The organism is Pseudomonas putida (assembly GCF_026625125.1).
GTDB lineage: Bacteria > Pseudomonadota > Gammaproteobacteria > Pseudomonadales > Pseudomonadaceae > Aquipseudomonas > Aquipseudomonas putida_X.
The window spans coordinates 4,333,342-4,357,992 of record NZ_CP113097.1; the positions used below are offsets into that span (position 1 = coordinate 4,333,342).

Genomic DNA, 24,651 nt, shown 5'->3' on the forward strand with positions numbered 1-24,651 from the left:
TTCAATGGCCACCCGAAATGGATCTTGAATCCCGCACCGCCCCCGGCCAAGGAGAACAACCATGAATCCCGTCGTCCTGGTAGATCACCGCCATGACTGCCCAAAACATCGCATTGGCGTAGTGGAAACAGGCAGCGCCGACTACGCCTTCAATGGCAAGGCCGTTGCCCGAGTGGGCGGCCGGATCAGCAGTGGTGCGCTGATCACTGATGGTTCGGCGGGTTATCTGATCAAGGGCAGAGAGGTCGAATGCGAAGGAGATCAGACGATCTACGATGGGGGTCGCCATTACTGGCCTCATCGCGGGCAAGCCCGCCTCTAAGGCCAGCGACAAACCTTTACGAGCGGGCTTGGCCGCGACGAGGTTTGACCTATTGCCAGAGCGCGACATCCCAAGTGCATAGGCCGAAATTTAACCACAGGAAGTTAACATATGACGTTGCCCGGAAGAGCTTTCGGCTGGAAATATGACTTACCCGCCCCGTCCACCCCTTTAGATTTTCGCCCAGTGATAGAAAGATCTCTAACACCACCAAGCCATGTTGACTCAATATACATTGAGCTTCCGAGATCACTATTCAAATTCAGAGGCTACAACCCTATTGTAGGCGGCTCACTCATGCTCGCGGGGTTAATTATGCTCATCTACTTCATCTACGACGATTTCACCTCCCCCACCAGAGCAGACGTTAGCGGACTACTCACAATTGCAGCCACTTATGCAATTTGTTTCTTCATCACATTTGCGTACATACGCATGGACCTTACATACCCACGCAACGAGCCTATTCGATTCAACAGGCGCCGCCAGAGGGTTTATTTCTATCAATACAGATTTGATCGACTTCACCCCTTTGGTCGGAAAGACTGGGGTGTTAAACCTGTTGCCTACGACTGGGAACAGCTTACTGCCGAAGTCTATAGTGTTAATGCCCCAATGGGATACGGTGGGCGAGTTGAAAAAGTCATGATCTCAGTCCGCAAACCCGGCTCCGACGAAGTGATCGACCGCGTTTTTTTCGCCGGTAATATTGAACAGGGCAAACAATTCTGGGCACTTGCAAGAATTTTTATGCAGGAAGGCCAGGACGCCCTCCCAACATTTACCCACGCGCCTACGGACTGGAACAGTGATGATCTGCGCAACCCCTTTCATCGCCTAGCCCCCAAAGTCCAATGGCCACCCGAAATGGACCTTGAATCCCGCACCGCCCCCGGCCAAGGAGACAAAACATGAACGCCGTCGCCCTGATAGGTCACCGCCGTTGCCCGAATGGGCGGCCGGATCAGTAAGTGGGGCGGTGATCACCGATGGTTAGGCGGGTTATCTAATTGAGGGTGAAGGGGTCGCATGCGAACGAGATCAGACGATCCGCGCTGGGGGTCGCCATTACTGGCCTCATCGCGGGCAAACCCGCCCCTAGAGGCTAGCGACAAAACTGTACGGGCGGGCTTGCCCGCGATGAGGTTTGACCTATTGACCTGAGCGCGACATCCAAGTGCATATGCCGAAATTTAACTACAGGAAGTTAACATATGACTTTGCCCAGAAGAGCTTTCGGCTGGAAATATGATTTACCCGACACAGCCATCCCTTCAGATTTTCGCCCAGTGATAGAAGAATTTCTGGCACCACCAAGCCATATTGACTCAATATACATTGAGCTTCCGAGATCGATATTCAAAATGAGAGGCTACGACCCTATCGTAGGCGGCTCAATCTTGCTCGTGGGGTTAATTACGCTGATCTCGTTCATCTACAACGATTTCACCTCCACCACCAAAGCAGACGCTGGTGGACTGCTCATATTTGCAGCCAGTTATGCTTTTGTTTTTTTCTTCATATTTGCGCAAATACGCATGGACCTTACATATCCGCGCAACGAGCCTATTCGTTTCAACAGACTTCGCCAGAGGGTTTATTTCTATCAATACAGGCATGATCAACTTCATCCCTTTGGTTGGAAAAACTGGGGCGTTAAACCTGTGGCCTACGACTGGGAACAGCTTACCGCCGAGGTATATAGTGTTTATTCCCCAATGGGATACGGTGGGCGAGCTGAGAAAGTCATGATCTCGGTCCGCAAACCAGGCACTGACGAAGTGATCGACCGCGTTTTTTTCGCCGGTAATATTGAACAGGGCAAAAAATTCTGGGCACTTGCAAGAATTTTTATGCAGGAAGGCCAGGACGCCCTCCCAACATTTACCCACGCGCCTACGGACTGGAACAGTGATGATCTGCGCAACCCCTTTCATCGCCTAGCCCCCAAAGTCCAATGGCCACCCGAAATGGACCTTGAATCCCGCACCGCCCCCGCCCAAGGAGAACATTCATGAATCCCGTCGTCCTGGTAGGTCACCGCCATGATTGCCCGATACATGGCATTGGCGTAGTGGAAACAGGCAGCGCCGACTACACCTTCAATGGCAAGGCCGTTGCCCGAGTGGGCGACCGCATCAGTTGTGGTGCGGTGATCACTGGAGGTTCGGCGGGTTATCTGATCGAGGGCAAAGAGGTCGCACGCGAAGGCGATCGGACGGACCACGATGGGATGCTGGTCGAGGGCGATAGTGATTGGCTAGTTGAATGACTGGGCTTGGTGTTTTAGGTCGCCAGTGCTGGCCTGATCGCGGCAAGCCCGCTCCTACAGGCCAGCGGCAAACCTGTACGAGCGGGCTTGCCCGCGATTAGGCCAGCCCGTTCAACGTACGTCCGGACACCTCACACCGTATCCACCTTCAACGAATGATCATCCAGCATCCCGTTGATGATGGTCGCCGTGTCATGCCCCGCCGATACCACTCCCCCTGCCCCTGCCGACACCCCGTAATGCTGAGCCAGGTCTACGCCAGCCAAGTCGATGGTCTGTACCGGCGCAGCGCCCGCCACACTGCTGACCTCGATGGTCGAGACCACATCGGCCCCTGTGCCGCTGACCTTGAAGTGCAGGTAGTCGTCCAATGACGCGGCGGTGCCGTGTTCCCCCTGCAGCAGTTGCGACAGGTCCAGCTTATCGCTGCCCGGGGTGAAGTCGGTGACGGTGTCATGGCCCGTGTCGCCTTTGTGCCAGACGAACGTGTCGTTACCGTTGCCGCCGGTCATGCTGTCGTTGCCCGGCCCGCCGATCAGGATGTCGTTGCCACCCCCACCCTTGAGCACATCATTGCCCGCGCCGCCGTCGAGCACGTTGTCGGCGCTGTTGCCGATGAGGGTATCGCCGTAGTCCGAGCCGACCAGGTTGTGGATGCCGTTCAAGGTCTCCACACCGGCACCACCGGTGTCCTGCGCGCCTTCATGGCTCAGGTCGATTGTTACCGCGGCCTTGGCCTGCGCGTAGTTGGCAGTGTGGCCGTCGTGCTCATCGCCGGCAGGTGCAGGCGCCTGCAGCGATGCGATGTCGACCGGGCTGGAGAGGCCCGCAGCGGAGTGCTCAGTGCCGCCATTGATGTGCGGCGCCGCAGCCTGCGCATAGTCCACGACCAGGCTCAGCTTGTAGCTTTCGCCCGCCTTGCCCGCCCCCGTCGGGTCGCTGGCATGGATGCTGTACACCCCGTCATGGCTGGCCGTGAAGCTGCCACCGGCGTCAATGGGCTGGTAACTGCCACCGGCGTCCTTCCACTGCAGCGCCAGGTTGCCACCGTGCTGGTCGTGGTCGAGCTGCAGGGTCTCACCCTTGCGCAGGCTAACGTTGATCACCTCTTCGGCATTGCCTTGCGCCGCAGCCGCGCCTGTGGCGCCGAGGTAGCCGAGCACCACCAACGCTGCAGTCATGCTGCTGGCATCGAGGGTGAACGCGCCGCGATCGATCACCCGCTGCCCCTGCGCCCTGCCATAGCCGTCAGCACATTCGGACATCGAGCTGTCGTGCACATTGATGGTAATGGTCGCGGTGCTCTCGTCGCCGTCGCCATCGCGGAGGGTGTAGACGAACGTGTCGATGGCATCGCGCGGCGCAGCAACGTTCGGGTCGGCGTGGTAGACCGCGTTGCCCTGGGCATCCAGGGTGAGGTAGCCGAACTGGCCTGCCACATGGCTACCCAGCTGGCCGATGGCCGAGGTGGAGGTGTCATGGCCGGCGCGCACGCCCACCACGTAGCCGCAGTCGGCGGGCAGATCGGCACCGATGGCGTCGTTGTACAGCACGTTGCCCCGCACCTCATCGCCTTTGCTGACACTCACGGTGTCGCAATGGGCCTGCGGTACGTCGTCGACGATGGTGATGTTGACTGTGCTGGTGGTCCAATTGCCCACCGTGTCCTCGACCCTGTAGGTGAAGGATTCGCTCACGGTAGTGGCGCCATCGTTGGCGTGGGGTTGGGAATTGGCTGGCGAGGTCAGCGTGTAGGTGTAGGAACCGTCTGCGTTCAGATGGATCTGGCCGTACTGGCCGACGGCGTGCCCGATCAAGGTGTAGGTCAGTGCCCCCACTCCACCCCCCACCTGCCCGACCAGGCTGCCGGAGGCGGTTTCCGCTGGCGAACCTGGGTCACTGCCATTGACGCTACCGGCCGCCAGGTCATGGCCGTCCTTGTTGAGGTCCAGGGCTTTCTCGAACACGGTGACGCCGCCATCGCCGCATGGGTGCAGCGATTTGTCGTGCACGTTGATGGTCACGGTGGCGGTGCTTTCGTCGCCGTCGCCATCGCGCAGGGTGTAGACGAAGGTGTCGATCGCGTCGCGCGGCGCCACGGCATTGGGGTTGGCGTGGTACTCCGCGTTGCCCTGGGCATCGAGGGTCAGGTAGCCGTATTGGCCGTAGACGTGGCTGCCGAGCTGGCCAACCGCCGAACTGGAGGTGTCATGACCGGCGCGCACCCCTACCACGTAGGCGCCGTCGCCCAGGGTGTCGGCACCGACCACGTCGTTGTACATCACGTTGCCGCGCACGATGTCGCCTTTGGCCACGCTGACAAAGTCGCAATGGGCCTGAGGGACGTCATCGACGACGGTGATCTTGACCGTGCTGGTGGTCCAGTTGCCCACCGTGTCCTCCACCCGGTAGGTGAAGGATTCACTGACGGTATTGGCGCCGTCGTTGGCATGGGTCGGCGAATTCGCCGGCGAGGTCAGCGTGTAGGTATAGGAGCCGTCAGCGTTCAAGTGCAACTGGCCGAATTGGCCGACGGCATTGCCGACCAGGGTGTAGGTCAACGCCCCCACGCCACCAGCGACTTGCCCGACCAGGCTGCCGGACGCAGTCTCGCGGGTTGAGCTGGGGTCACTGCCAGTGACGCTGCCGGCCGCTAGGTCGTTGCCATCCTTGTACAGGTCCAGGGCGTTCTCGTACACCCACACGCCACCGTCACCGCACGGCTGCAGCGCCGGGTTGTGCACATTGATGGTGAGGGTCGTGGTGCTCTCGTCGCCATCGCCATCGCGAATGGTGTAGACGAACGTGTCGAGCGCATCACGCGGTGCCACGGCATCCGGGTTGGAGTGGTACTGGGCATTGCCCTGGGCATCGATGGTCAGGTAACCATACTGGCCATGCACCTGGCTGTTGAGCTGGCCGATGGCAGACGTGGAGGTGTCACTGCCGGCGCGCACGCCGACCACGTACTGGCCGTCGCCACGGGTGTCGGCACCGACCACGTCGTTGTACATCACGTTGCCGCTTACCACGTCGCCCTTGTACACACTGACGAAGTCGCTGTTGGCGGTGGGCACGTCGTCGACGATGGTGATGACGATGGTGCTGGTGGTCGAATGGCCGGCGGAATCCTGCACCTGGTAGGTGAAGCTTTCCGTCAAGGTATTCGCGCCATCGTTGGCGTGGGTGGGCGAATTGGCGGGCGAGGTAAGCGTGTAAGTGTAGGAGCCATCTGCGTTCAGGTGGATCTGCCCGTATTGGCCTACAGCGTTGCCGACCAAGGTGTAGGTCAGCGCGCCAACGCCGCCGCTGGTGGAGCCGGCCAAGGTGCCGGCAGCTGTTTCCTGCGGCGAGCCGGGGTCGCTCCCCGTAACCGTGCCTGCCGCAAGATCGTTGCCGTCCTTTTGCAGGTCCAGGGCCTTCTCGTACACCGTCACATCGCGGTCCTCACAGGTCATCAGTGCACTGTGCACGTTGATGGTGAGGGTGGTGGTGCTTTCGTCGCCATCGGCATCGCGGACGGTGTAGACGAAGGTGTCGACGGCATCACGCGGCGAGGCAACGTTGGGGTTGGAGTGGTACTCGGCATTGCCGTAGGCATCGATGGTCAGGTAGCCAAACTGGCCATTGACCTGGGTGTTGAGCTGGCCGATGGCTGAGGTCGAAGTATCGCTGCCGGCGCGCACGCCGACCACATACTGGCCGTCGCCACGGGTGTCAGCACCGACCACGTCGTTGTACATGACGTTGCCACGCACCACATCGCCTTTGTCCACGCTGACGAAATCGCTGTTGGCGGTGGGTACGTCGTCGACGATGGTGATCACGATGGTATTGATGGCCGAATTGCCCAGCGAATCCTGCACCTGGTAGGTGAAGGTCTCGGTCACGGCATTCGCCCCATCGTTGGCATGGGTGGGCGAATTGGCGGGCGAGGTAAGCGTGTAGGTGTAGGAGCCATCCGCGTTCAGCTGGATCTGGCCGTATTGGCCTACGGCATTGCCCACCAGGGTAAAGGTCAACGCGCCCACCCCACCGACCGTAAGCGTGCCGGACGCCGTTTCGTGGGTCGAGCCAGGGTTGCTGCCGGTGACCGTGCCTGCCGCCAGGTCGCTACCGTCCTTGTGCAAGTCCAGCGCGTTTTCATACACGGTCACATCACGGTCAGCACAGACGATCAGACCGTTGTGCACATTGACGGTGAGGGTCGTGGTGCTTTCGTCACCGTCGGCGTCACGGATGGTGTAGACGAAGGTGTCGATGGCATCCCGGGAAGAGGCGATAGCGGGGTTGGAATGGTATTCCGCGTTGCCATAGGCATCGATGGTCAGGTAGCCGTACTGGCCGTTCACCTGCGTGTTGAGCTGGCCGATGGCCGAACTGGAGGTATCGCTGCCAGCACGCACACCCACCACATACTGGCCGTCGCCGCGGGTATCGGCGCCCACCACGTCGTTGTACATCACGTTGCCGCGCACCACGTCGCCTTTGAAGACGCTGACAAAATCGCTGTTGGCGGTGGGCACGTCGTCGACGACGGTTATGACGATGGTACTGGTGGTCGAATTGCCGAGGGAGTCCTGCACCTGGTAGGTGAAGGTTTCGGTCACGGTATTGGCGCCGTCATTGGCAGGGTTCGGGGAGTTCGCCGGCGAAGTCAGCGTATAGGTGTAGGAGCCGTCAGCGTTGAGCTGAATCTGGCCGTACTGGCCTACGGCATTTCCGACCAGTGTGTAGGTAAGCGCACCTACCCCGCCGCTGGCTGAGCCGACCAATGTACCGGATGTGGTTTCCTGGCTCGAACCCGGGTCGCTGCCCGTGACATTGCCGGCGGCCAGGTCGTTACCGTCCCTTTGCAGGTCCAGGGCTTTCTCGTAAACCGTGATGTCACGGTCTTCGCAGGCCATCAACGAATTGTGCACATTCACGGTTATGGTCGTGGTGCTTTCGTCGCCATCGGCGTCGCGAATGGTATAGACGAAGGTGTCTACAGCGTCCCGTGGAGAAACGACACTGGGGTTGGAGTGGTACTCGGCGTTGCCCTGGGCATCGATGATCAGGTAGCCGTACTGGCCGTTGACCTGGGTATTGAGCTGGCCGATAGCCGATGTGGAGGTATCGCTGCCGGCACGCACGCCGACCACATGCTGGCCGTCGCCGCGTGTATCGGCACCGACCACGTCGTTGTACATCACATTGCCGTACACCACACCGCCTTTATCCACGGCGGCGTGATCGTCATGAGCCTGAGGCAGGTCGTCGATTATGTTGACGTCCAGGCTGCCGGTCGCGGTGCTGCCATCGACATCCTTGGCGATCACTTGGAAGTGCTCGCTCAGCGAGTTGCTGCCCGCACCGTCGGCATGCTGCTCTGCCTCCGTCAGGGTGTAGCTGTAGCTCACCACGCCCGTCGCCGGGTCATACCCGGTCACGGTCAGGGTGTTGCCTTCAGACGTGACAATCGACTGCGGGAAGCCCGCCACCACGCCACCGCTGACTACACTGATGCCACCCACGCTCAGGCTCTGCAAACCGTCTGGTGCGGTGACCTTGAAGGTGCCCTGCTGGGTCAGGGCGCCGGCATCGGGTGCGCTGCCGTCCTGCAGGTTCTTTTCGTAGACCGTCAGCTCGCCGCCCTGCACGCCAAGGCCATCGAGCGAGACCGGGTCGTTGAGGTTGGTCACGTTCAGCGTCAACGTCGCGCTGCTGGTGTCGCCGTCGGCGTCCTTGATGGTGTAGTTGAAACTCTCCACGCCCTGGCCGCCGCCACCCAGGTTTTTGAAGTCCGGGTCGCTGGTGTTCAGCGTGTAGGTGTAGGAACCGTCTGCGGCAAGCACCAAGGTGCCGTAAGTACCGGTGAAGGTCCCAGCGATTACCGGGCCACCGGGCACACGGTCGGCGCCCTGTATGTCATTGCCCAGTACATTCCCGGTCAGTGCGGTGTGCTGTTCGGTGGCCGCAACAGCGTTGCTGTCATCCACAGCTTGGGGCACATCGTCCCGGATGGTCACATCCAGGCTGCCGGTCGCCGTGCTGCCATCGACATCCTTGGCGACCACTTGGAAGTGCTCGCTCAGCGAATTGCTGCCCGCGCCGTCGGCATGCTGCTCTGTCCCTGTCAGGGTGTAGCTGTAGCTCACCACGCCCGTCGCCGGGTCATACCCGGTCACGGTCAGGGTGTTGCCTTCAGGCGTGACAATCGACTGCGGGAAGCCCGTCACCACGCCACCGCTGACCACGCTGATGCCACCCACGCTCAGGCTTTGCAAACCGTCTGGTGCAGTGATCTTGAAGGTACCCTGCTGGGTCAGGGCGCCAGCATCGGGTGCGCTGCCGTCCTGCAGGTTCTTTTCGTAGACCGTCAGCTCGCCGCCCTGCACGCCAAGGCCATCGAGCGAGACCGGGTCGTTGAGGTTGGTCACGTTCAGCGTCAACGTCGCGCTGCTGGTGTCGCCGTCGGCGTCCTTGATGGTGTAGTTGAAACTCTCCACGCCCTGGCCGCCGCCACCCAGGTTTTTGAAGTCCGGGTCGCTGGTGTTCAGCGTGTAGGTGTAGGAACCGTCTGCGGCAAGCACCAAGGTGCCGTAAGTACCGGTGAAGGTCCCAGCGATTACCGGGCCACCGGGCACACGGTCGGCGCCCTGTATGTCATTGCCCAGTACATTCCCGGTCAGTGCGGTGTGCTGTTCGGTGGCCGCAACAGCGTTGCTGTCATCCACAGCTTGGGGCACATCGTCCCGGATGGTCACATCCAGGCTGCCGGTCGCCGTGCTGCCATCGACATCCTTGGCGACCACTTGGAAGTGCTCGCTCAGCGAATTGCTGCCCGCGCCGTCGGCATGCTGCTCTGTCCCTGTCAGGGTGTAGCTGTAGCTCACCACGCCCGTCGCCGGGTCATACCCGGTCACGGTCAGGGTGTTGCCTTCAGGCGTGACAATCGACTGCGGGAAGCCCGTCACCACGCCACCGCTGACCACGCTGATGCCACCCACGCTCAGGCTTTGCAAACCGTCTGGTGCAGTGATCTTGAAGGTACCCTGCTGGGTCAGGGCGCCAGCATCGGGTGCGCTGCCGTCCTGCAGGTTCTTTTCGTAGACCGTCAGCTCGCCGCCCTGCACGCCAAGGCCATCGAGCGAGACCGGGTCGTTGAGGTTGGTCACGTTCAGCGTCAACGTCGCGCTGCTGGTGTCGCCGTCGGCGTCCTTGATGGTGTAGTTGAAACTCTCCACGCCCTGGCCGCCGCCACCCAGGTTTTTGAAGTCCGGGTCGCTGGTGTTCAGCGTGTAGGTGTAGGAACCGTCTGCGGCAAGCACCAAGGTGCCGTAAGTACCGGTGAAGGTCCCAGCGATTACCGGGCCACCGGGCACACGGTCGGCGCCCTGTATGTCATTGCCCAGTACATTCCCGGTCAGTGCGGTGTGCTGTTCGGTGGCCGCAACAGCGTTGCTGTCATCCACAGCTTGGGGCACATCGTCCCGGATGGTCACATCCAGGCTGCCGGTCGCCGTGCTGCCATCGACATCCTTGGCGACCACTTGGAAGTGCTCGCTCAGCGAATTGCTGCCCGCGCCGTCGGCATGCTGCTCTGTCCCTGTCAGGGTGTAGCTGTAGCTCACCACGCCCGTCGCCGGGTCATACCCGGTCACGGTCAGGGTGTTGCCTTCAGGCGTGACAATCGACTGCGGGAAGCCCGCCACCACGCCACCACTGATCACGCTGATGCCACCCACGCTCAGGCTTTGCAAACCGTCTGGTGCAGTGACCTTGAAGGTGCCCTGCTGGGTCAGGGCGCCGGCATCGGGTGCGCTGCCGTCCTGCAGGTTTTTCTCGTAGACCGTCAGCTCGCCACCCTGCACACCCAGGCCATCGAGCAAGACCGGGTCGTTGAGGTTGGTCACGTTCAGCGTCAACGTCGCGCTGCTGGTGTCGCCGTCGGCGTCCTTGATGGTGTAGTTGAAACTCTCCACGCCCTGGCCGCCGCCACCCAGGTTCTTGAAGTCCGGGTCGCTGGTGTTCAGGGTGTAGGTGTAGGAACCGTCTGCAGCAAGCACCAAGGTGCCGTAAGTACCGGTGAAGGTCCCGGCGATTACCGGGCCACCGGGCACACGGTCGGCGCCCTGTATGTCATTGCCCAGTACATTCCCGGTCAATTCGGTGTGCTGTTCGGTGGCGGCAACCGTATTGCTGTCATCCACAGCCTGGGGCACATCGTCACGGATGACCACGTCCAGCGACCCTTGGGCGACATCGCCGTCACTGTCGCTGACCAGTACCGGGAGATGTTCGCTCTGGGAGTTGTTGCCCGCGCCGTCGACGTGCTGCTCGGCACCGCTCAGGGTGTAGCTGTAGCTCACCACGCCTGTGGCAGGGTTATACCCGGTGATGGTCAGGGTGTTGCCCAGGCCTGTGGTTATCGATTGGCCAACACCGGTGACCACACCAGCCGTCACCACGTTGATGCCACCCACACTGAGGTTGTACACCCCGTCTGGCGCCAGCACGGTAAAGCTGCCTTGCTGGGTCAGGGCTGCGGGGTCGCTGGCCGAGCCCAGGGGCAGACTGGCCTCATCCAGCGTCAGCTCGCCAGGGCTCACATTCAACCCGGAAAGCTCTACCGGGCGGTCTTCATCGATGGGCGTGACGGGTGGATTTGGCTGCTCCGGCGGACTGGGCGGCAAGCCCGCGTTGCCTGCGTTGTCAGCGCCAAATTCGTCACCCACATAGCGGTTGGCCAATTCAGGAATGCCATTGAAGCCAGCCGTGGGAAAGCCCACCACCGGGTCAACCCGATCCGCCACTTCGGTAAGCATCACAAAACTGTGGCCACCGCCCAGTGCCCCTGGCGCGCCGTTGCCACCATTACCAGCGGCAGGCGCTTCAGTGCTGACACTGGGGTCGTCGCCGGCGGCAATCGCCCGCTGAATACGCTCGACGTCGCTCAATTGCGCCTGGCTCGGCGCAACATCCTGCGTCTGAACGTGGGCTGGCTGGTTAGCCAAGAGTTCGTGGGTCATCACAAGGCTGCTATCGCGGCCGAGTGTCAGCTCGGCGCCGTTATCCAAGCGCACAGCCACGGCGCCGGCGACACCCGTTTGCAGCTGCTCGCCCGCGTACAGGCGGTCACCTTCGATCAGAAGACGCTGGCTGCCATCGCTGCCAACGGCGAATACCTGCCCCACCACCTTGCTGACCACACCGACTGACTTAGCCATGAGCGCACGCCTCCCTAACCGATTGGCTACACAGCCAACAACATGGCAGAGGGAGGTCAACGGCTTCGCGTCCGTCCGATTGTCTCAACCGTGAGCATCGTGCGCGAAGGTCACTGATCTGGCGATAGTAACAATGTAAATTTGCCATCAGCTGATGCCAAATTTTTGTCGCCAAATTCCGCTTTTACCTACCTACCCCACGTCCTTAGCCATAAAAACTCTGGAACTCTTTGCGATGCAGGAAACTCGCAGGCTACAGCGGCTTCCCAAATCACTTGGGTAAAACAATGTCTTGGTTTCGATAGAGCGCATAAGTTTTTTTTCGCATAGGGCTTATGAAAAAATCTTCTTAGCTCGCGCGCTAAATGTTCTTAGCTCTGTTGTTACAAACATGAAACGGTTTTAACTAAAAAAATCGTCATTTTTTTGGCGAATAGCAGGACCATTTTGAGATCAGGGAGAAGTACCCCATGCGCGTTTTCAACCCCATCACCAGTGCAATTCTGTTGGCCATGGCGTGCGCCAACGTTCAGGCGATGTCACTCACCGAGGCCGTCCAGAGCGCCGTGGACTACCACCCGGAAATAAGCTCCAACCGTAACAGCCGGTTATCCGCCGACGAGGACGTGAAATTCGCCCGTGGCGGCTACTACCCAACCGTCGACCTGGTAGCCGGGTACGGCAGGCAGCGTTCGGACAACCTCAACACCCGCGGCCTGAACCCTGACGGTACGCGCAACCACAACAAAGAAACCCTGAACTACACCCAGTCGGAGTTGCGTCTTCGGCAAATGATCTTCGATGGTTTCAACACCGCCAACGAAGTGGGGCGTACCGAGGCGGTAGCGACCTCCCGCGCCTACTACACACAGGCCGTCGCCCAAGATGTCGCCCTGCGCGCGATCGAGGTGTACCTGGAAGTGCTCAAACGCCGCGAGTTGGTGACCCTGGCAAAGAACAACCTGCAGGCGCACTTGCGCGTCAGCGACCAGATAGGCCTGCGTAGCGAGCGGGGCGTGGGCAGCACTGCCGACCTTGACCAATCCCGCGCACGCCGGGCTCTGGCAGAAAACAATCTGGACACCGCCGAGGTCGACCTGGCCGATGCCGAAGCCAATTTCTACAGCGTGGTCGGCCGCCTGCCGGATGAGCTGGAAGGCCCGCAATCGGTCAAGGTGCAAATGCCGGGCACGCTGGACGAGGCGCGCGAAGGCATGCGCCAGAACAACCCCTACCTGAAATCTGCCCAGGCCGACGTCAACGCCGCCGAGCAGCAGTACGAAGTGGCCAAATCACCGTTCTACCCGCGCCTGGACGCGGTGCTGGCCACCGGCGCCAACAACAACCTCGGTGGTGAAAAAGGCCACAGCAACAACGACTGGCAGGCCGGCGTAGAACTCACCTACAACCTGTTCCGCGGCGGCAGCGACAAGGCCCGCCTGCAGTCCGACGCTCACAAGATCAACCAGGCGCTGGACATCCGCAACAACGCGTTGCGCGAGCTGACCGAAAACCTCAGCCTGGCCTGGAACGCCATGAACAACGCGCGTAAGCAGACCCCTACCGCCCGCGAGTACGCAGAAACGACGCAGCGTGTGCGCGCCGCTTATCAGGACCAGTTCGGCCTGGGCCAACGCACCCTGCTCGATGTGCTCGACAGCGAGAATGAGCTCTACAACGCCAACCGCCGTTACACCGAGGTGCGTTACACCGAGGAGTACTCGATGTATCGGGTGCTGGCGACCATGGGTGAGCTGCTGAGCAAACAGCGTATTTCGCTGCCGCCGGAGGCCATTGCCAACAACGACGTACGCACCGAGGCCAGGTTGCCTGACATGCGTTGAGCCAGCCGCTCGCAACTGGCACGCAGTACCGCACCTCACCCCCTAACACCGTGGCGGGAGTAGTTCATCGTGACCAGTATGCAAAGCGCACAACCGCGCCCCGATATCGATGACCCGCTGCTCGATGGCCTGCTGATCCTATGCCACCTGCATGGTCGGCCGGCCAGCCGCGCCAGCCTGAGCAGTGGGCTGCCACTGTTCCAGCAACGCCTGGGGGCGGATTTGCTGCCACGCGCTGCGGCGCGTGCCGGTTTGCAAGGGCGTGTGTTGCAGCGTGAACTGGAGGCCATTTCGCCGCTCAACCTGCCGGTGCTGCTGTTGCTCAAAGACGGCCGCAGTGCCGTGCTGCAGCGCTGGGGCGAAGATGGCCGGGCGCTGATCCTGCCCTGCGAGGCTGAAGGCGGCGAACAATGGGTAGAGCGCGAGGCGCTGGAACAGGCCTACGCAGGCCACGCCCTGTTCGCACGCCCCCGTCATACCCTGGAGGAGGTCCGCTCGCCACTGCTACCGCGGGTCGAGGCCTGGTTCCGCGATACCTTGCGCCATTCCCGCTGGCTGTACGGCGATGCGTTGCTGGCCAGCCTGCTGATCAACCTGCTGGGCCTGATGGTGCCGCTGTTCGTGATGCAGACCTACGACCGCGTAGTACCCAACCAGGCTCTTTCGACCCTGTGGGTGCTGGTCGCTGGCCTGTTCATCGGCACCGCCTTCGAGCTGGTGCTGCGCATGGTCCGCGCCCACCTGCTGGACCAAGCCGGCAAGAAGACCGACCTGATCCTCTCCGCCGCCCTGTTCGAACGCATCACCGGCATGGCGATAAAGGCCAAACCTGCCAGCATCGGCGGCTTCGCCCAGAGCATCCACGACTTCCAGGGCCTGCGCGAATTCCTCACCGCAGTCACCCTGACCAGCATCATCGACCTGCCCTTCGTCGCCCTCATGCTACTGGTGATCGGCCTGCTGGGCGGCTGGCTGGTACTGATCCCGCTGATCGCCTTCCCGCTGGCGGTGGGCTTTGCCCTGCTCATTCAGGCACGCCTGCGCGACACCGTGCAAAAAAGCCTCAGCCTCGGTGCGGTACGCCAGGCATTGCTGATCGAAACCCTCGGTGGCCTGGAAACCCTCAAGGCCTGCGGTGCTCAGAGCGAGCGCCAGTACCAGTGGGAACACACCAATGGCGCCATCGCCCGGCTCGACGCCCACGCCCGCAACCTGTCGTCGCTGGCGAGCAACGGCACGCTGTTCATCCAACAGTTCTGCGGCATGGCCACCATCGTCGCCGGGGTGTACAGCATCATCGCCGGTAACCTCAGTGTCGGCGCCCTGGTCGCCAGCTACATGCTCGGTAGCCGAGTACTGGCACCGCTCGGGCAGATCGCAGGGCTGATCACCCGCTATCAGCAAGCGCAACTGACGATGCGCAGCACCGATGCCCTGATGGCCCTGCCGCAAGAACGCCAGGCCGAACAGCAAGCCCTGGAACACACCGCCCTCAAGGGCGGCCTGACCCTCAGCCATGTCAGCTTCCGTTACCCAGCACAGATCGGCCCGGCACTGCAGGATGTCAATGTGACCATCAAGCCGGGTGAGCGGATCGGCATCATTGGCCGCAGCGGCTCGGGCAAAAGCACCTTGGGCCGGCTACTGATGGGCTTTCATCACCCAGAAGAAGGCCAGGTGTTGCTGGACAACCTCGACCTGCGCCAACTGGACATCGCCGACCTGCGCAGCCAGCTTGGCTACGTGGCCCATGACCTGCCCCTGCTGGCCGGCAGCCTGCGTGACAACCTCACCCTCGGTGCCCGCCACGTGAGCGATGCGCGCATGCTCGAAGTGGCCGAGCTGACCGGCGTCAGCGAGCTGGCCCGCCAGCACCCGCAGGGTTTCGACCGCCCGGTGGGCGAACGCGGCCAGCTGCTCTCCGGCGGGCAGCGCCAGGCCGTGCTACTGGCCCGTGCGCTGCTGCTGGAGCCGCCCATCCTGATCCTCGACGAACCTACCAGCCACATGGACAACAGCAGCGAAGAGCAACTGCGCCAACGCCTGCTGAACTGGGTGCCTGGCAAGACCCTGCTGCTGGTCACCCACCGCACCTCGATGCTGAGCCTGGTGGACCGCCTGCTGGTGCTGGACAACGGCAAGATCGTCGCCGACGGGCCCAAGGATGCGGTCATCGATGCCCTGCGCAAGGGCCGCATCGGCGCAGCTCTCTAGGAGGTTTACATGCCCATCGGCCACAGCGTGCGCAGCACCCACAGCAGCGCCGACAAGCGCACCGAACACGACTACATGCCAGAGCTGGCCAGCGCCACCCTGCAGGATTCCCCGCGCCTGTCGCGCCTGACCGTGTGGCTGGCGGCGGCGCTACTGCTGGCGGCCGTGATCTGGGCAAGCCTGGCAGTGCTCGACGAGGTGACGGTCGGCGAAGGCAAGGCGATCCCTTCGAGCAAGGTGCAGGTGGTGCAGAACCTTGAAGGCGGCATCGTCACCGAGATCTTCGTGCGCGAAGGCCAGATGGTGGACAAAGGCGCCACCCTGCTGCGCCTGGACGACACGCGGTTCCAGTCCAACAAAGGCGAAAGCGAGGCTGACCGCTATGCCTTGACTGCCCAGGTCGAGCGCCTGTCAGCAGAAGCCGAAGGCCGGCCCTTCGTGCTGTCCGACGAGGTACGGGCCAAGGCGCCCCAGGTGGCCGAGGACGAGCGGTCGCTGTACGACTCGCGCCAGCGTCGCCTGGCCAGTGAAAAGCAGACCCTCAACGAGCAGTTGCGACAGAAGACCCAGGAATTGGCCGAGTTCCGTTCCAAGGTCGAGCAGTACCGCTCGGCGGTAGGCCTGCTGCAACAGGAATTGGACATGTCGGCCCCCCTGGTGAGCAAAGGTGCCATCTCACCGGTGGAAATCCTGCGGCTCAAGCAACGCACCGTAGAAGCTCGCGGCCAACTCAACGCCACCAACCTGGCCATCCCCCGTGCCGAGGCCGCCGTGGCTGAGATCAGGAGCAAGATCCAGGAATCAGAGGCCGGCTTTCGCTCCGACGCCGCCAAGGAGCTCAACGACAAACGCACGGAGCTGTCGAAGATCACCGCCACCAGCATCGCCATCGACGACCGGGTCAACCGCACCACCGTGGTGTCGCCGGTGCGAGGTATCGTCAAGATGCTCAAGGTCAACACCATTGGCGGCGTGGTGCAGCCGGGCAGCGACCTGGTGGAGATCGTGCCGATCGAGGACAACCTGCTGATCGAGGCGAAGGTGCGGCCACAGGACGTGGCGTTCCTGCACCCGGGGCAACCGGCGATGGTGAAGTTCAGTGCGTATGACTACACCATTTATGGCGGTATGAAGGCCAAGCTCGAGCTGATCGGTGCCGATACCGTGACCGATGACAAAGGCAATGCGTTTTACCTGATTCAGGTACGCACCGAGAAGAACCACCTGGGCGGCGACAACAAGCCGCTGCTGATCATCCCCGGGATGGTGGCCACGGTGGATATCATCACCGGGCAGAAGAGTGTGCTGGATTATCTGCTCAAGCCGGTGCTCAAAGCACGGACCGAGGCGTTGCGGGAGCGGTGAACCGGGAGCCTGGAACTCGGCAGACCTTGAGGTCTCCCGCGCACAGCCGCCTTGGCACGAGGCTACAGGCTAAATAAACGCCTGCAATCGTTGGCAGATAAAGGCCCCGCCTGTGCCGTTATCAGCCTTCGCCATGATTTCTTTGGAACGTCTCAGTCCCCATCGCCCTGATCTGCCCTTCGATCAACGCTTCGAACGGGCGCAGCAACGCATCGAAACACGCCGGCTGCTCCAGCACATTCAAGGCCTGCACCACCGCCTCTATGGTCGACACCGCTCCCGGCTCCGGCGCCTTGCGCACGCGGTAGCGCGAGGGCGACACCTGCGCCAGCGTCACCCTGGGCAACGCTTCGAGCAATGGATTGAGGTACAAAAGCTTGCGAGCCTTGCGCCAGGTGCCATCGGGGACAATCAGCATGAGCGGCCTGCCCTCAGCATCGCCATAGGCGGCGAGCACCTGGGCCTGCTCACCTGGGAACAAGAGCACCGGCCGATACCCCGGTGCGCTCAGCAAATCACCCAGGTCTTCAAACACCTCGCCAACGCGCAACTCGGCATTGACCAGCCCAAGCGCAGCCAGGCGTGCGGTGTTCAGGGCGTGCGAGGTTTCACTGGGGTGCTGCAGCAGGAGCACACGGGTGCGGCTGTCGAGCGAGGGGATCAGTGGGCAAAGGCAGTGATGGAGCGGGCGCTGGCAGCGCTCGCAGCGGGGTCTGGACATCGGCTTCTCCTTACCGGGCGCAGTGTGCCACAGCCCTGAGGAAAAGCCCCACATCCTTGTGGGAGAGGCTGTGAATCAGCGGTTGAAACGCTCCGCCAGGCTGTGCAGATACTCCGCCATTCGCTCCAGGTCCTGGCTGATCTCAGCCCCCTGCTTGGCCTGCCCCGCCGTTTGGTCACACAACTGGGCGATGCGCACGATCTGCTGGTTGATGTCTTCAGCCACGTGGCTTTGCTGCTCGGACGCCGTCGCCATCTGCTGGCTCATGCCCGTGATACGGCTGACCGCCTGGGCGATCCCGGCCAGCGCCGACTGCACCGCCTCGACACTGTGCACGCTGTCGCGTGAAATCTGTTCGCCACGGCTGGCAGTGCTCACCGCCCGCTCGGCGCCAGCGCGCAGCGAGGCGATGATCTGGTGGATCTCCTCGGTCGAGGTGCGCGTGCGCTGCGCCAGCGAGCGCACCTCATCGGCCACCACGGCAAAGCCCCTGCCCTGCTCACCCGCCCGCGCCGCCTCGATCGCGGCATTGAGCGCCAGCAAATTGGTCTGTTCGGCAATCGAGGTGATGGTGTCGACCACACTGCCGATCGACTGGGTCTGTTCAGCCAGGGCATTGACCGCCTGGCCAATGTCGCTGACCGCCTCGCTCATGCTGCCCATCGCCTTGAGGCTCTGCTGGGCCAGTTCGCTGCCCTGCTGCGCCAACTGGTCGGCATCGCCTGCTGCATGCGCGGTGCTTTGCACGTTATGCGTCACTTCCTGGATGGTCGCCGCCATTTGCGCAATGGCGGTGGCCGACTGGTCGGTCTCACTGCGCTGGCGATCGAGCATCTGTGCCTGGGCATCGGACAGGTCGGCCGACTGGGCGGCCCGCGACTTCACGCCGACGCCGGCGTCCACCAGCCGCGTCAGGGCGGTCTGCAGCCTGGCTTCCTCGCTGATGATTGCCAGGTCGAGCTGGCCATGCAGGCCCGGATTGTCACTGTACGTCAGCGCTACCAGCGGGCTGGTGAAGGCCTTGGGATGTTCGGCCAGTGTGCGGCGGATCGCCTGGTTATGCCGCTGTTCGATCAGGTACCAGGCCAACAGCATGCTGGCCATCAGTACGCCCAGCGCTGCATAGGGCGGTAACCAGAGGTAGCCGGCGGCCGACAGTAGGCCTGCACCGATCAGCGGCCAGCCATCGCCAACGCCACGCCCCAGCCGCGCGGCCCAGGGTACGGCCGGGCGCCCGGCGCGCAGGCGTGCATACAGCCGCTCTGCACGGTGGATCTGTTCACGGCTGGGCACCGAACGCACCGACTCGTAACCGCTGACGCGGCCGTTCTCATAGATGGCGGTGACATAGGCACTCACCCAGTAGAAATCACCATTCTTGGCGCGGTTCTTCACCACGCCCATCCAAGGTTTACCTTGTTTGAGGGTGTCCCACATATGCCCGAAAACCGCCGGTGGCATGTCGGGGTGACGCACCAGGTTGTGGGGCTGGCCCACCAGCTCGTCGTAGGTGAACCCGCTGATCGCCACGAACGCGTCGTTGCAGTACGTGATGTGGCTGTTCAGGTCGGTGGTAGAGATCAGCCGCTGGTCGCTGGAAAAGGTTCTTTCATGCTCAGTGACGGGCAAATTCATGCGCATCTGGGCGGTCCTTGCTTGTATAGATGAAGGGGAAAATCATCAAAGCAAGTAGAGGTTTAGCAGAACGCCATCAGCGTAGTGGTCAGGTTTGTAGGAAATTTACTCATCCCGACGGAATGACCGGAAACGCCTTGTACATCAGCCAACATTGAGTTGGCTTTTGAGCAAATCGCGGAAGGTCTGAATCAAGGGCTCCCGGCTGCGGCCGCGGCGGATGATCAACGAAAATGGCGCTTGATAGCCGAAAGTAGCCGGAGATAGTACACGCAAGTCGCCCTTATCGACCCAAGCCTGGGCATAGTGCTCGGGCAGGTAGCCGATATAGGCACCGGACAGGATCAGAATCAGCTGCGCCTCCATACTCTCGACGGTCGCCGCGCTATGTTTGAAGCCGTGCCGGGCCAACTCCGCCTGGCTCCAGTAACCACGCCCGACCATGCGCTGTTGGGTCACCACCGGCTCGGGAATGCGCCGCTCGACGAACAACGGGTGGCGACTGCTGCAGTACAACCAATGCTGCTCGCGGTACAGCGGCTGGTAAACCAGGCCACTCATGCGCGAGGAGAATGCCCCGATCGCCAGGTCCAGGCGGTTGTCCTGCACGCCCAGCTGCAGCTCATAGGGGCTGGACACCGAAAGGTGCAGGTGCACCGCCGGGTGCTCCTGGCTGTAGGCGCCGATCGCTTCAGCCAAAGGCAGCGCGCGGTCGCCCACGGTTGAGTCGATCACCCCGAGGTTGAGCGTACCGCGCAGCTCCCCCTTGAGCGCTGCGGCGTATTGCTCGAAGCCATCGAGCTCCGCCAGCAGGCGCAAGGTCTCCTGGTGGAACAGCTCGCCCTTGCTGGTCAGGCTGAAGCCGCCACGGCCCCGGTGGCACAGCACGATGCCCAAGGCACCTTCGAGCTGGCTCATGTAGGTACTGATGGCCGAGGTCGACAGGTTGAGATCGCGCTGTGCATTGGCGAAGCCTTGGTGGCGCACCACGCTGACAAAGATGCGCAGCAGTTTCAGGTCAGGCAGGGTCGAGGCCATGGTGCAACGGTTCCGCAGTGTCGTTTGCGCGCAGTCTACCCGCTACGGTGGCGTTTAGTTCAGAAATTCCTGAAGTAAGTATTTGCCGGTAGCGATTTTTCCCACGCACTACCTTCAGCAGACTTGGCCGAAATGTCCCTGCCCGCCGGCATGACCGTATTTCAAGGCGCGCGGCGGCACAGGTTCGAACAAACAAAACAATCGACCGACTGATGAGGCCCACCGTGGACAAAGTTCTCCATCAACCACTGGGCGGCAACGAAATGCCGCGTTTCGGCGGCATCGCCACCATGCTCCGTCTACCCCACCTGCAAAGCGCTGAAGGCCTGGATGCCGCGTTCATCGGCGTGCCCCTGGACATCGGCACCTCGCTGCGCTCCGGCACCCGCTTCGGGCCACGGCAGATCCGCGCCGAATCGGTGATGATCCGCCCGTACAACATGGCCACCGGTGCCGCCCCGTTCGACTCGCTGTCGGTGGCCGATATCGGTGACGTGGCGATCAACACCTTCAACCTGCTCGATGCCGTGCGCATCATCGAAGAAGCCTACGACGAGATCGTCGAGCACAACGTCATCCCGATGACGCTGGGTGGCGACCACACCATCACCCTGCCGATCCTGCGCGCCCTGCACAAGAAACACGGCAAGATCGGCCTGGTGCACATCGACGCTCACGCCGACGTCAACGACCATATGTTCGGCGAGAAGATCGCCCACGGCACCACCTTCCGCCGCGCGGTGGAAGAGGGCCTGCTCGATTGCGACCGCGTGGTCCAGATCGGCCTGCGCGCCCAGGGCTATACCGCCGACGACTTCAACTGGAGCCGCCGCCAAGGTTTTCGCGTGGTGCAGGCCGAAGAGTGCTGGCACAAGTCACTGGAACCGCTGATGGCCGAAGTACGTGAAAAGGTCGGCGGCGGCCCGGTGTACCTGTCCTTCGACATCGACGGTATCGACCCGGCCTGGGCACCTGGCACCGGCACCCCGGAAATTGGCGGCTTGACCACCATCCAGGCGATGGAGATCATTCGCGGCTGCCACGGCCTGGACCTGATCGGCTGTGACCTTGTCGAAGTCTCCCCGCCTTACGACACCACCGGTAACACCTCGCTGCTCGGTGCCAACCTGCTGTTTGAAATGCTCTGCGTGCTACCGGGCGTCGTGCGCCGCTGAAACTTGTTGCACCCCGGCAGGAGCCATGAGGGAGGGCCACAGAGGCCCGCCAACACAAGACAAGACCGCCAGGTGCCGTGAGGCCGCCTGAGTGGTCGATCTCGCCATAATAAAGATAATCGGGAGACCCCCAATGGCCTTGGACATCATTGTTGTAATGATCTATACCGCCGGCATGCTCGGGCTGGGCTGGTATGGCATGCGGCGCGCGAAAACACACGAAGACTACCTGGTGGCAGGGCGCAACCTGGGCCCGACCTTGTACATGGGCACCATGGCCACCACCGTGCTCGGCGGCGCCTCCACCGTCGGCACCGTACGCCTTGGCTATGTGCACGGCATCTCCGGCTTCTGGCTATGCGCAGCCTTGGGCCTGGGCATCATCGCCCTCAACCTGTTCCTCGCCAAACCGCTGCTGCGCCTGAAGATCTTCACCGTGACCCAGGTACTGGAGCGGCGCTACAACCCCATGGCGCGCCAGGCCAGTGCGGCAATCATGCTGGCCTACGCGCTGATGATCGGCGTCACCTCGACCCTGGCCATGGCGACTGTCCTGCAGGTATTGCTGGACTTGCCGTTCTGGATGTCGCTGCTGCTCGGCGGCGGGGTGGTGGTGGTCTACTCGACCATCGGCGGCATGTGGTCGTTGACCCTGACCGACATCGTCCAGTTCGTGATCAAGACCGTGGGCCTGATGTTCATCCTGCTGCCGGTGTGCCTGTACAACGCTGGTGGCTGGGACACCCTGGTAGCCAAGCTGCCGGCGGCCAGCTTCGCCTGGACCACCATCGGCTGGGACACCATCATCACCTACTTCCTGATCTACTTCTTCGGCATCCTGATTGGCCAGGACATCTGGCAGCGGGTATTCACCGCCCGCGACGAGAAGGTCTGCCAACGTGCCGGTACCACTGCAGGCCTGTACTGCGTGCTCTATGGCCTGGCTTGTGCCCTGATCGGCATGGCCGCGCACGTGCTGATGCCGGACCTGGCCAACCCGAACAACGCGTTCGCAGAGATGATCAAGAGCCAGTTGCCTGATGGTATCCGTGGCCTGCTGATGGCCGCTGCCCTGGCTGCGATGATGTCGACCGCCAGTGCCGGCCTGCTGGCCGCCTCGACCACCATTACCGAAGACCTGCTGCCTAAATTGCGTGGCGGCAAGCAATCGAGCCTGGGTGTCAGTCGCCTGTTCACCCTGCTCACCGGCTTGGTGGTGCTGGGCATCGCGCTGGCGGTGAACGATGTGATCAGCGCACTGACCCTGGCTTATAACCTGCTGGTCGGCGGCATGCTGATCCCGCTGATCGGGGCGATCTTCTGGAAACGTGCGACCACCGCAGGGGCCATTGCCAGCATGACGCTGGGCTTTGCCACGGCGCTGTTGTTCATGTTCAAGGATGGGTTGGACGCCAATACGCCGATCTACTACAGCCTGGCGGTTGGCCTGGTGAGCTTCGTGCTGGTCAGCCTGCTGTCGCGCAAACCGGTGGGAGTGGTTACGCTGGCTTGAGGATGGCGCAGGCCTTAACAGCGCCCTTGGGATCGAGTGCCGCGCGGGCAGTGCTCGGTCCCATACAAGCTCAAAATCAAAGCATGCATCCCGGCAACAACGAAAAAAGCCGCGCCATCATCACTGATATCGCGGCCTCGTTGTGTTCAGCGACGACGCGGCTGGCGCCTGCGCTGCTCTTCATCAGTCGGGATCGGCACCGGCTGTAGAGGTGGTGGTATCAGCCCCAGGGCGACAGCCAAGTCGTGGAGCCAGTTGAACATTTGGTTTTTCATAGTGCCCCCTTGACGGGTCAGCCTCTCGGTCAATCAATCCTACGATGTTTCATACAGATCATAGTCCGATGTCCTGTATTACGCATGCCCTTGTTGTTACAGATAGGGGCAAGTTTGACGCGGATCAAGCGGAAACGGTGGATTCCGACGGCTGGTTAATCGTTTCGCTTTGTTGCAAATCGACCCACGCCTGCAAATTCGCCCCACGCATCCCCTGCCGCCACATCAGCCAGGTCACCGCCTGATCGAACGGCGCCTGCAGCCGGTGGACCCGCACGCGGTCCCGCCCCGGCAGGCTGTCGAGCATCGACTGCGCCATCAGCGCCACCCCTGCGCCGGCTATCACACAAGCCAGCATGCTCTGATAAGACTCGATTTCCATTACCCGCCCCATTGGCGTATGGGCATGGGCATACCACGCCTCCAGGCGCATCCGGTAGGAGCACCCTTGACGAAAAGTGAACACCGCCTTGCCCGCCACATCGCTGGCGCTGTGCACCGGTGGGTGTTCGGGGCTGGTGATCAGTACCAGTTCTTCTTCGCACAAGGGCACACCATCCAGCCCCGCCAGGCTCGGCGGCCCGTCCACCAGGGCGGCGTCCAGGCGGTGGCTGAGCAATCCCTCAAGCAACTCGCCACTGGGGGCAGCCTGCACCTGCAGGTTAACGGCCGGATAGGCCTGATGGTAACGCGCCAACAACGCTGGCAGGTGAATGGCCGCGGTGCTGTACATGGTGCCCAGGATGAAATCGCCGGCCGGCTGCCCGCCCTGCACGGCGGCCATGGCTTCGTCCCGCAGCGCCGCCAGACGGTTGGCGTAATCCAGCAGCACCTTACCGGCGGGTGACAACTGCAGGCGCTGGCGCTCACGCAAGAACAGTTCCACGCCCAGTTGCTCTTCGAGTTGGCGCAAGCGCGTCGAAAGGTTCGACGGCACCCGGTGCAAGCGCTCGGCGGCGCGGGTGATGGAACCTTCCTCAGCGACCGCCTGGAAAATACGCAGCTGGCTGAACTCCATGACATTCTCCAAAACAGAACAACTTCATCATCATTATTCAATTTTAT

General features: G+C 62.0%; 15 protein-coding genes. 9 read left to right on the forward strand and 6 right to left on the reverse strand.

Annotated features, from left to right (window positions below; translation table 11 throughout):
* Positions 1 to 61 precede the first annotated feature (61 nt).
* The 4 genes from OSW16_RS19940 to OSW16_RS19955 all read left to right on the forward strand — a co-directional run bounded on the left by OSW16_RS19940 (position 62) and on the right by OSW16_RS19955 (position 2,594).
* Positions 62 to 322, forward strand: coding sequence for a PAAR domain-containing protein (locus OSW16_RS19940; protein WP_267817885.1), 261 nt, complete (start codon positions 62 to 64; stop codon positions 320 to 322).
* 111 nt (positions 323 to 433) lie between these two features.
* Positions 434 to 1,237 carry a DUF6708 domain-containing protein gene (locus OSW16_RS19945; protein WP_267817886.1) on the forward strand — a complete coding sequence of 268 codons (804 nt, stop codon included), beginning with the start codon at positions 434 to 436 and terminating at the stop codon, positions 1,235 to 1,237.
* A gap of 299 nt (positions 1,238 to 1,536) precedes the next feature.
* A complete protein-coding gene (locus OSW16_RS19950; protein WP_267817888.1) occupies positions 1,537 to 2,340 on the forward strand; it encodes a DUF6708 domain-containing protein in 804 nt (267 codons plus the stop codon).
* A complete protein-coding gene (locus tag OSW16_RS19955) occupies positions 2,337 to 2,594 on the forward strand; it encodes a PAAR domain-containing protein (RefSeq protein WP_267817890.1) in 258 nt (85 codons plus the stop codon). Before OSW16_RS19950 ends, OSW16_RS19955 begins: the two co-directional genes overlap by 4 nt.
* A gap of 131 nt (positions 2,595 to 2,725) precedes the next feature.
* Here the strand turns inward: OSW16_RS19955 and OSW16_RS19960 are convergent, their stop codons facing one another.
* The gene (locus tag OSW16_RS19960; RefSeq protein ID WP_267817892.1) at positions 2,726 to 11,806 is read right to left on the reverse strand and encodes a retention module-containing protein; all 9,081 of its coding nucleotides are present in this window, start codon (positions 11,804 to 11,806) and stop codon (positions 2,726 to 2,728) included.
* Positions 11,807 to 12,276: 470 nt separating this feature from the next.
* Between OSW16_RS19960 and OSW16_RS19965 the strand changes: the two genes are divergently transcribed.
* The 3 genes from OSW16_RS19965 to OSW16_RS19975 all read left to right on the forward strand — a co-directional run bounded on the left by OSW16_RS19965 (position 12,277) and on the right by OSW16_RS19975 (position 17,229).
* A complete protein-coding gene (locus OSW16_RS19965) occupies positions 12,277 to 13,650 on the forward strand; it encodes a TolC family outer membrane protein (protein WP_267817894.1) in 1,374 nt (457 codons plus the stop codon).
* Positions 13,651 to 13,728: 78 nt separating this feature from the next.
* Entirely contained in the window at positions 13,729 to 15,864 is a 2,136-nt protein-coding gene (locus tag OSW16_RS19970; RefSeq protein ID WP_267824054.1) for a type I secretion system permease/ATPase, read from the forward strand.
* Between the two features lie 9 nt (positions 15,865 to 15,873).
* Positions 15,874 to 17,229 carry an HlyD family type I secretion periplasmic adaptor subunit gene (locus OSW16_RS19975; protein ID WP_267817896.1) on the forward strand — a complete coding sequence of 452 codons (1,356 nt, stop codon included), beginning with the start codon at positions 15,874 to 15,876 and terminating at the stop codon, positions 17,227 to 17,229.
* Between the two features lie 121 nt (positions 17,230 to 17,350).
* On the opposite strand, the gene OSW16_RS19980 is transcribed toward OSW16_RS19975, so the two are convergent.
* The 3 genes from OSW16_RS19980 to OSW16_RS19990 all read right to left on the reverse strand — a co-directional run bounded on the left by OSW16_RS19980 (position 17,351) and on the right by OSW16_RS19990 (position 20,623).
* Positions 17,351 to 17,950 (reverse strand): tRNA-uridine aminocarboxypropyltransferase, encoded by a 600-nt coding sequence (locus tag OSW16_RS19980; protein ID WP_267817898.1) that lies wholly within the window; start codon positions 17,948 to 17,950, stop codon positions 17,351 to 17,353.
* Positions 17,951 to 18,025: 75 nt separating this feature from the next.
* Complete coding sequence (locus OSW16_RS19985) at positions 18,026 to 19,591, reverse strand: methyl-accepting chemotaxis protein (protein ID WP_267817900.1); 1,566 nt, start codon at positions 19,589 to 19,591, stop codon at positions 18,026 to 18,028.
* A gap of 138 nt (positions 19,592 to 19,729) precedes the next feature.
* Positions 19,730 to 20,623, reverse strand: a complete 894-nt coding sequence (locus tag OSW16_RS19990) for a LysR family transcriptional regulator (RefSeq protein WP_241804681.1) — start codon at positions 20,621 to 20,623, stop codon at positions 19,730 to 19,732.
* A gap of 224 nt (positions 20,624 to 20,847) precedes the next feature.
* On the opposite strand from OSW16_RS19990, the gene speB reads away from it, so the two are divergent.
* Both speB and OSW16_RS20000 read left to right on the forward strand, forming a co-directional pair.
* On the forward strand, positions 20,848 to 21,798 hold the full coding sequence (gene speB / locus OSW16_RS19995) for an agmatinase (RefSeq protein ID WP_012315641.1): 951 nt from the start codon (positions 20,848 to 20,850) through the stop codon (positions 21,796 to 21,798).
* A gap of 133 nt (positions 21,799 to 21,931) precedes the next feature.
* Positions 21,932 to 23,311, forward strand: coding sequence for a sodium:solute symporter (locus OSW16_RS20000; protein WP_241804682.1), 1,380 nt, complete (start codon positions 21,932 to 21,934; stop codon positions 23,309 to 23,311).
* Positions 23,312 to 23,457: 146 nt separating this feature from the next.
* Here the strand turns inward: OSW16_RS20000 and OSW16_RS26950 are convergent, their stop codons facing one another.
* Together OSW16_RS26950 and ptrR are read right to left on the reverse strand one after the other, a co-directional pair.
* Entirely contained in the window at positions 23,458 to 23,586 is a 129-nt protein-coding gene (locus OSW16_RS26950) for a PA1414 family protein (RefSeq protein WP_008090807.1), read from the reverse strand.
* A gap of 124 nt (positions 23,587 to 23,710) precedes the next feature.
* Positions 23,711 to 24,604 (reverse strand): putrescine utilization regulator PtrR, encoded by an 894-nt coding sequence (gene ptrR / locus OSW16_RS20005; RefSeq protein WP_241804683.1) that lies wholly within the window; start codon positions 24,602 to 24,604, stop codon positions 23,711 to 23,713.
* Positions 24,605 to 24,651 lie beyond the last annotated feature (47 nt).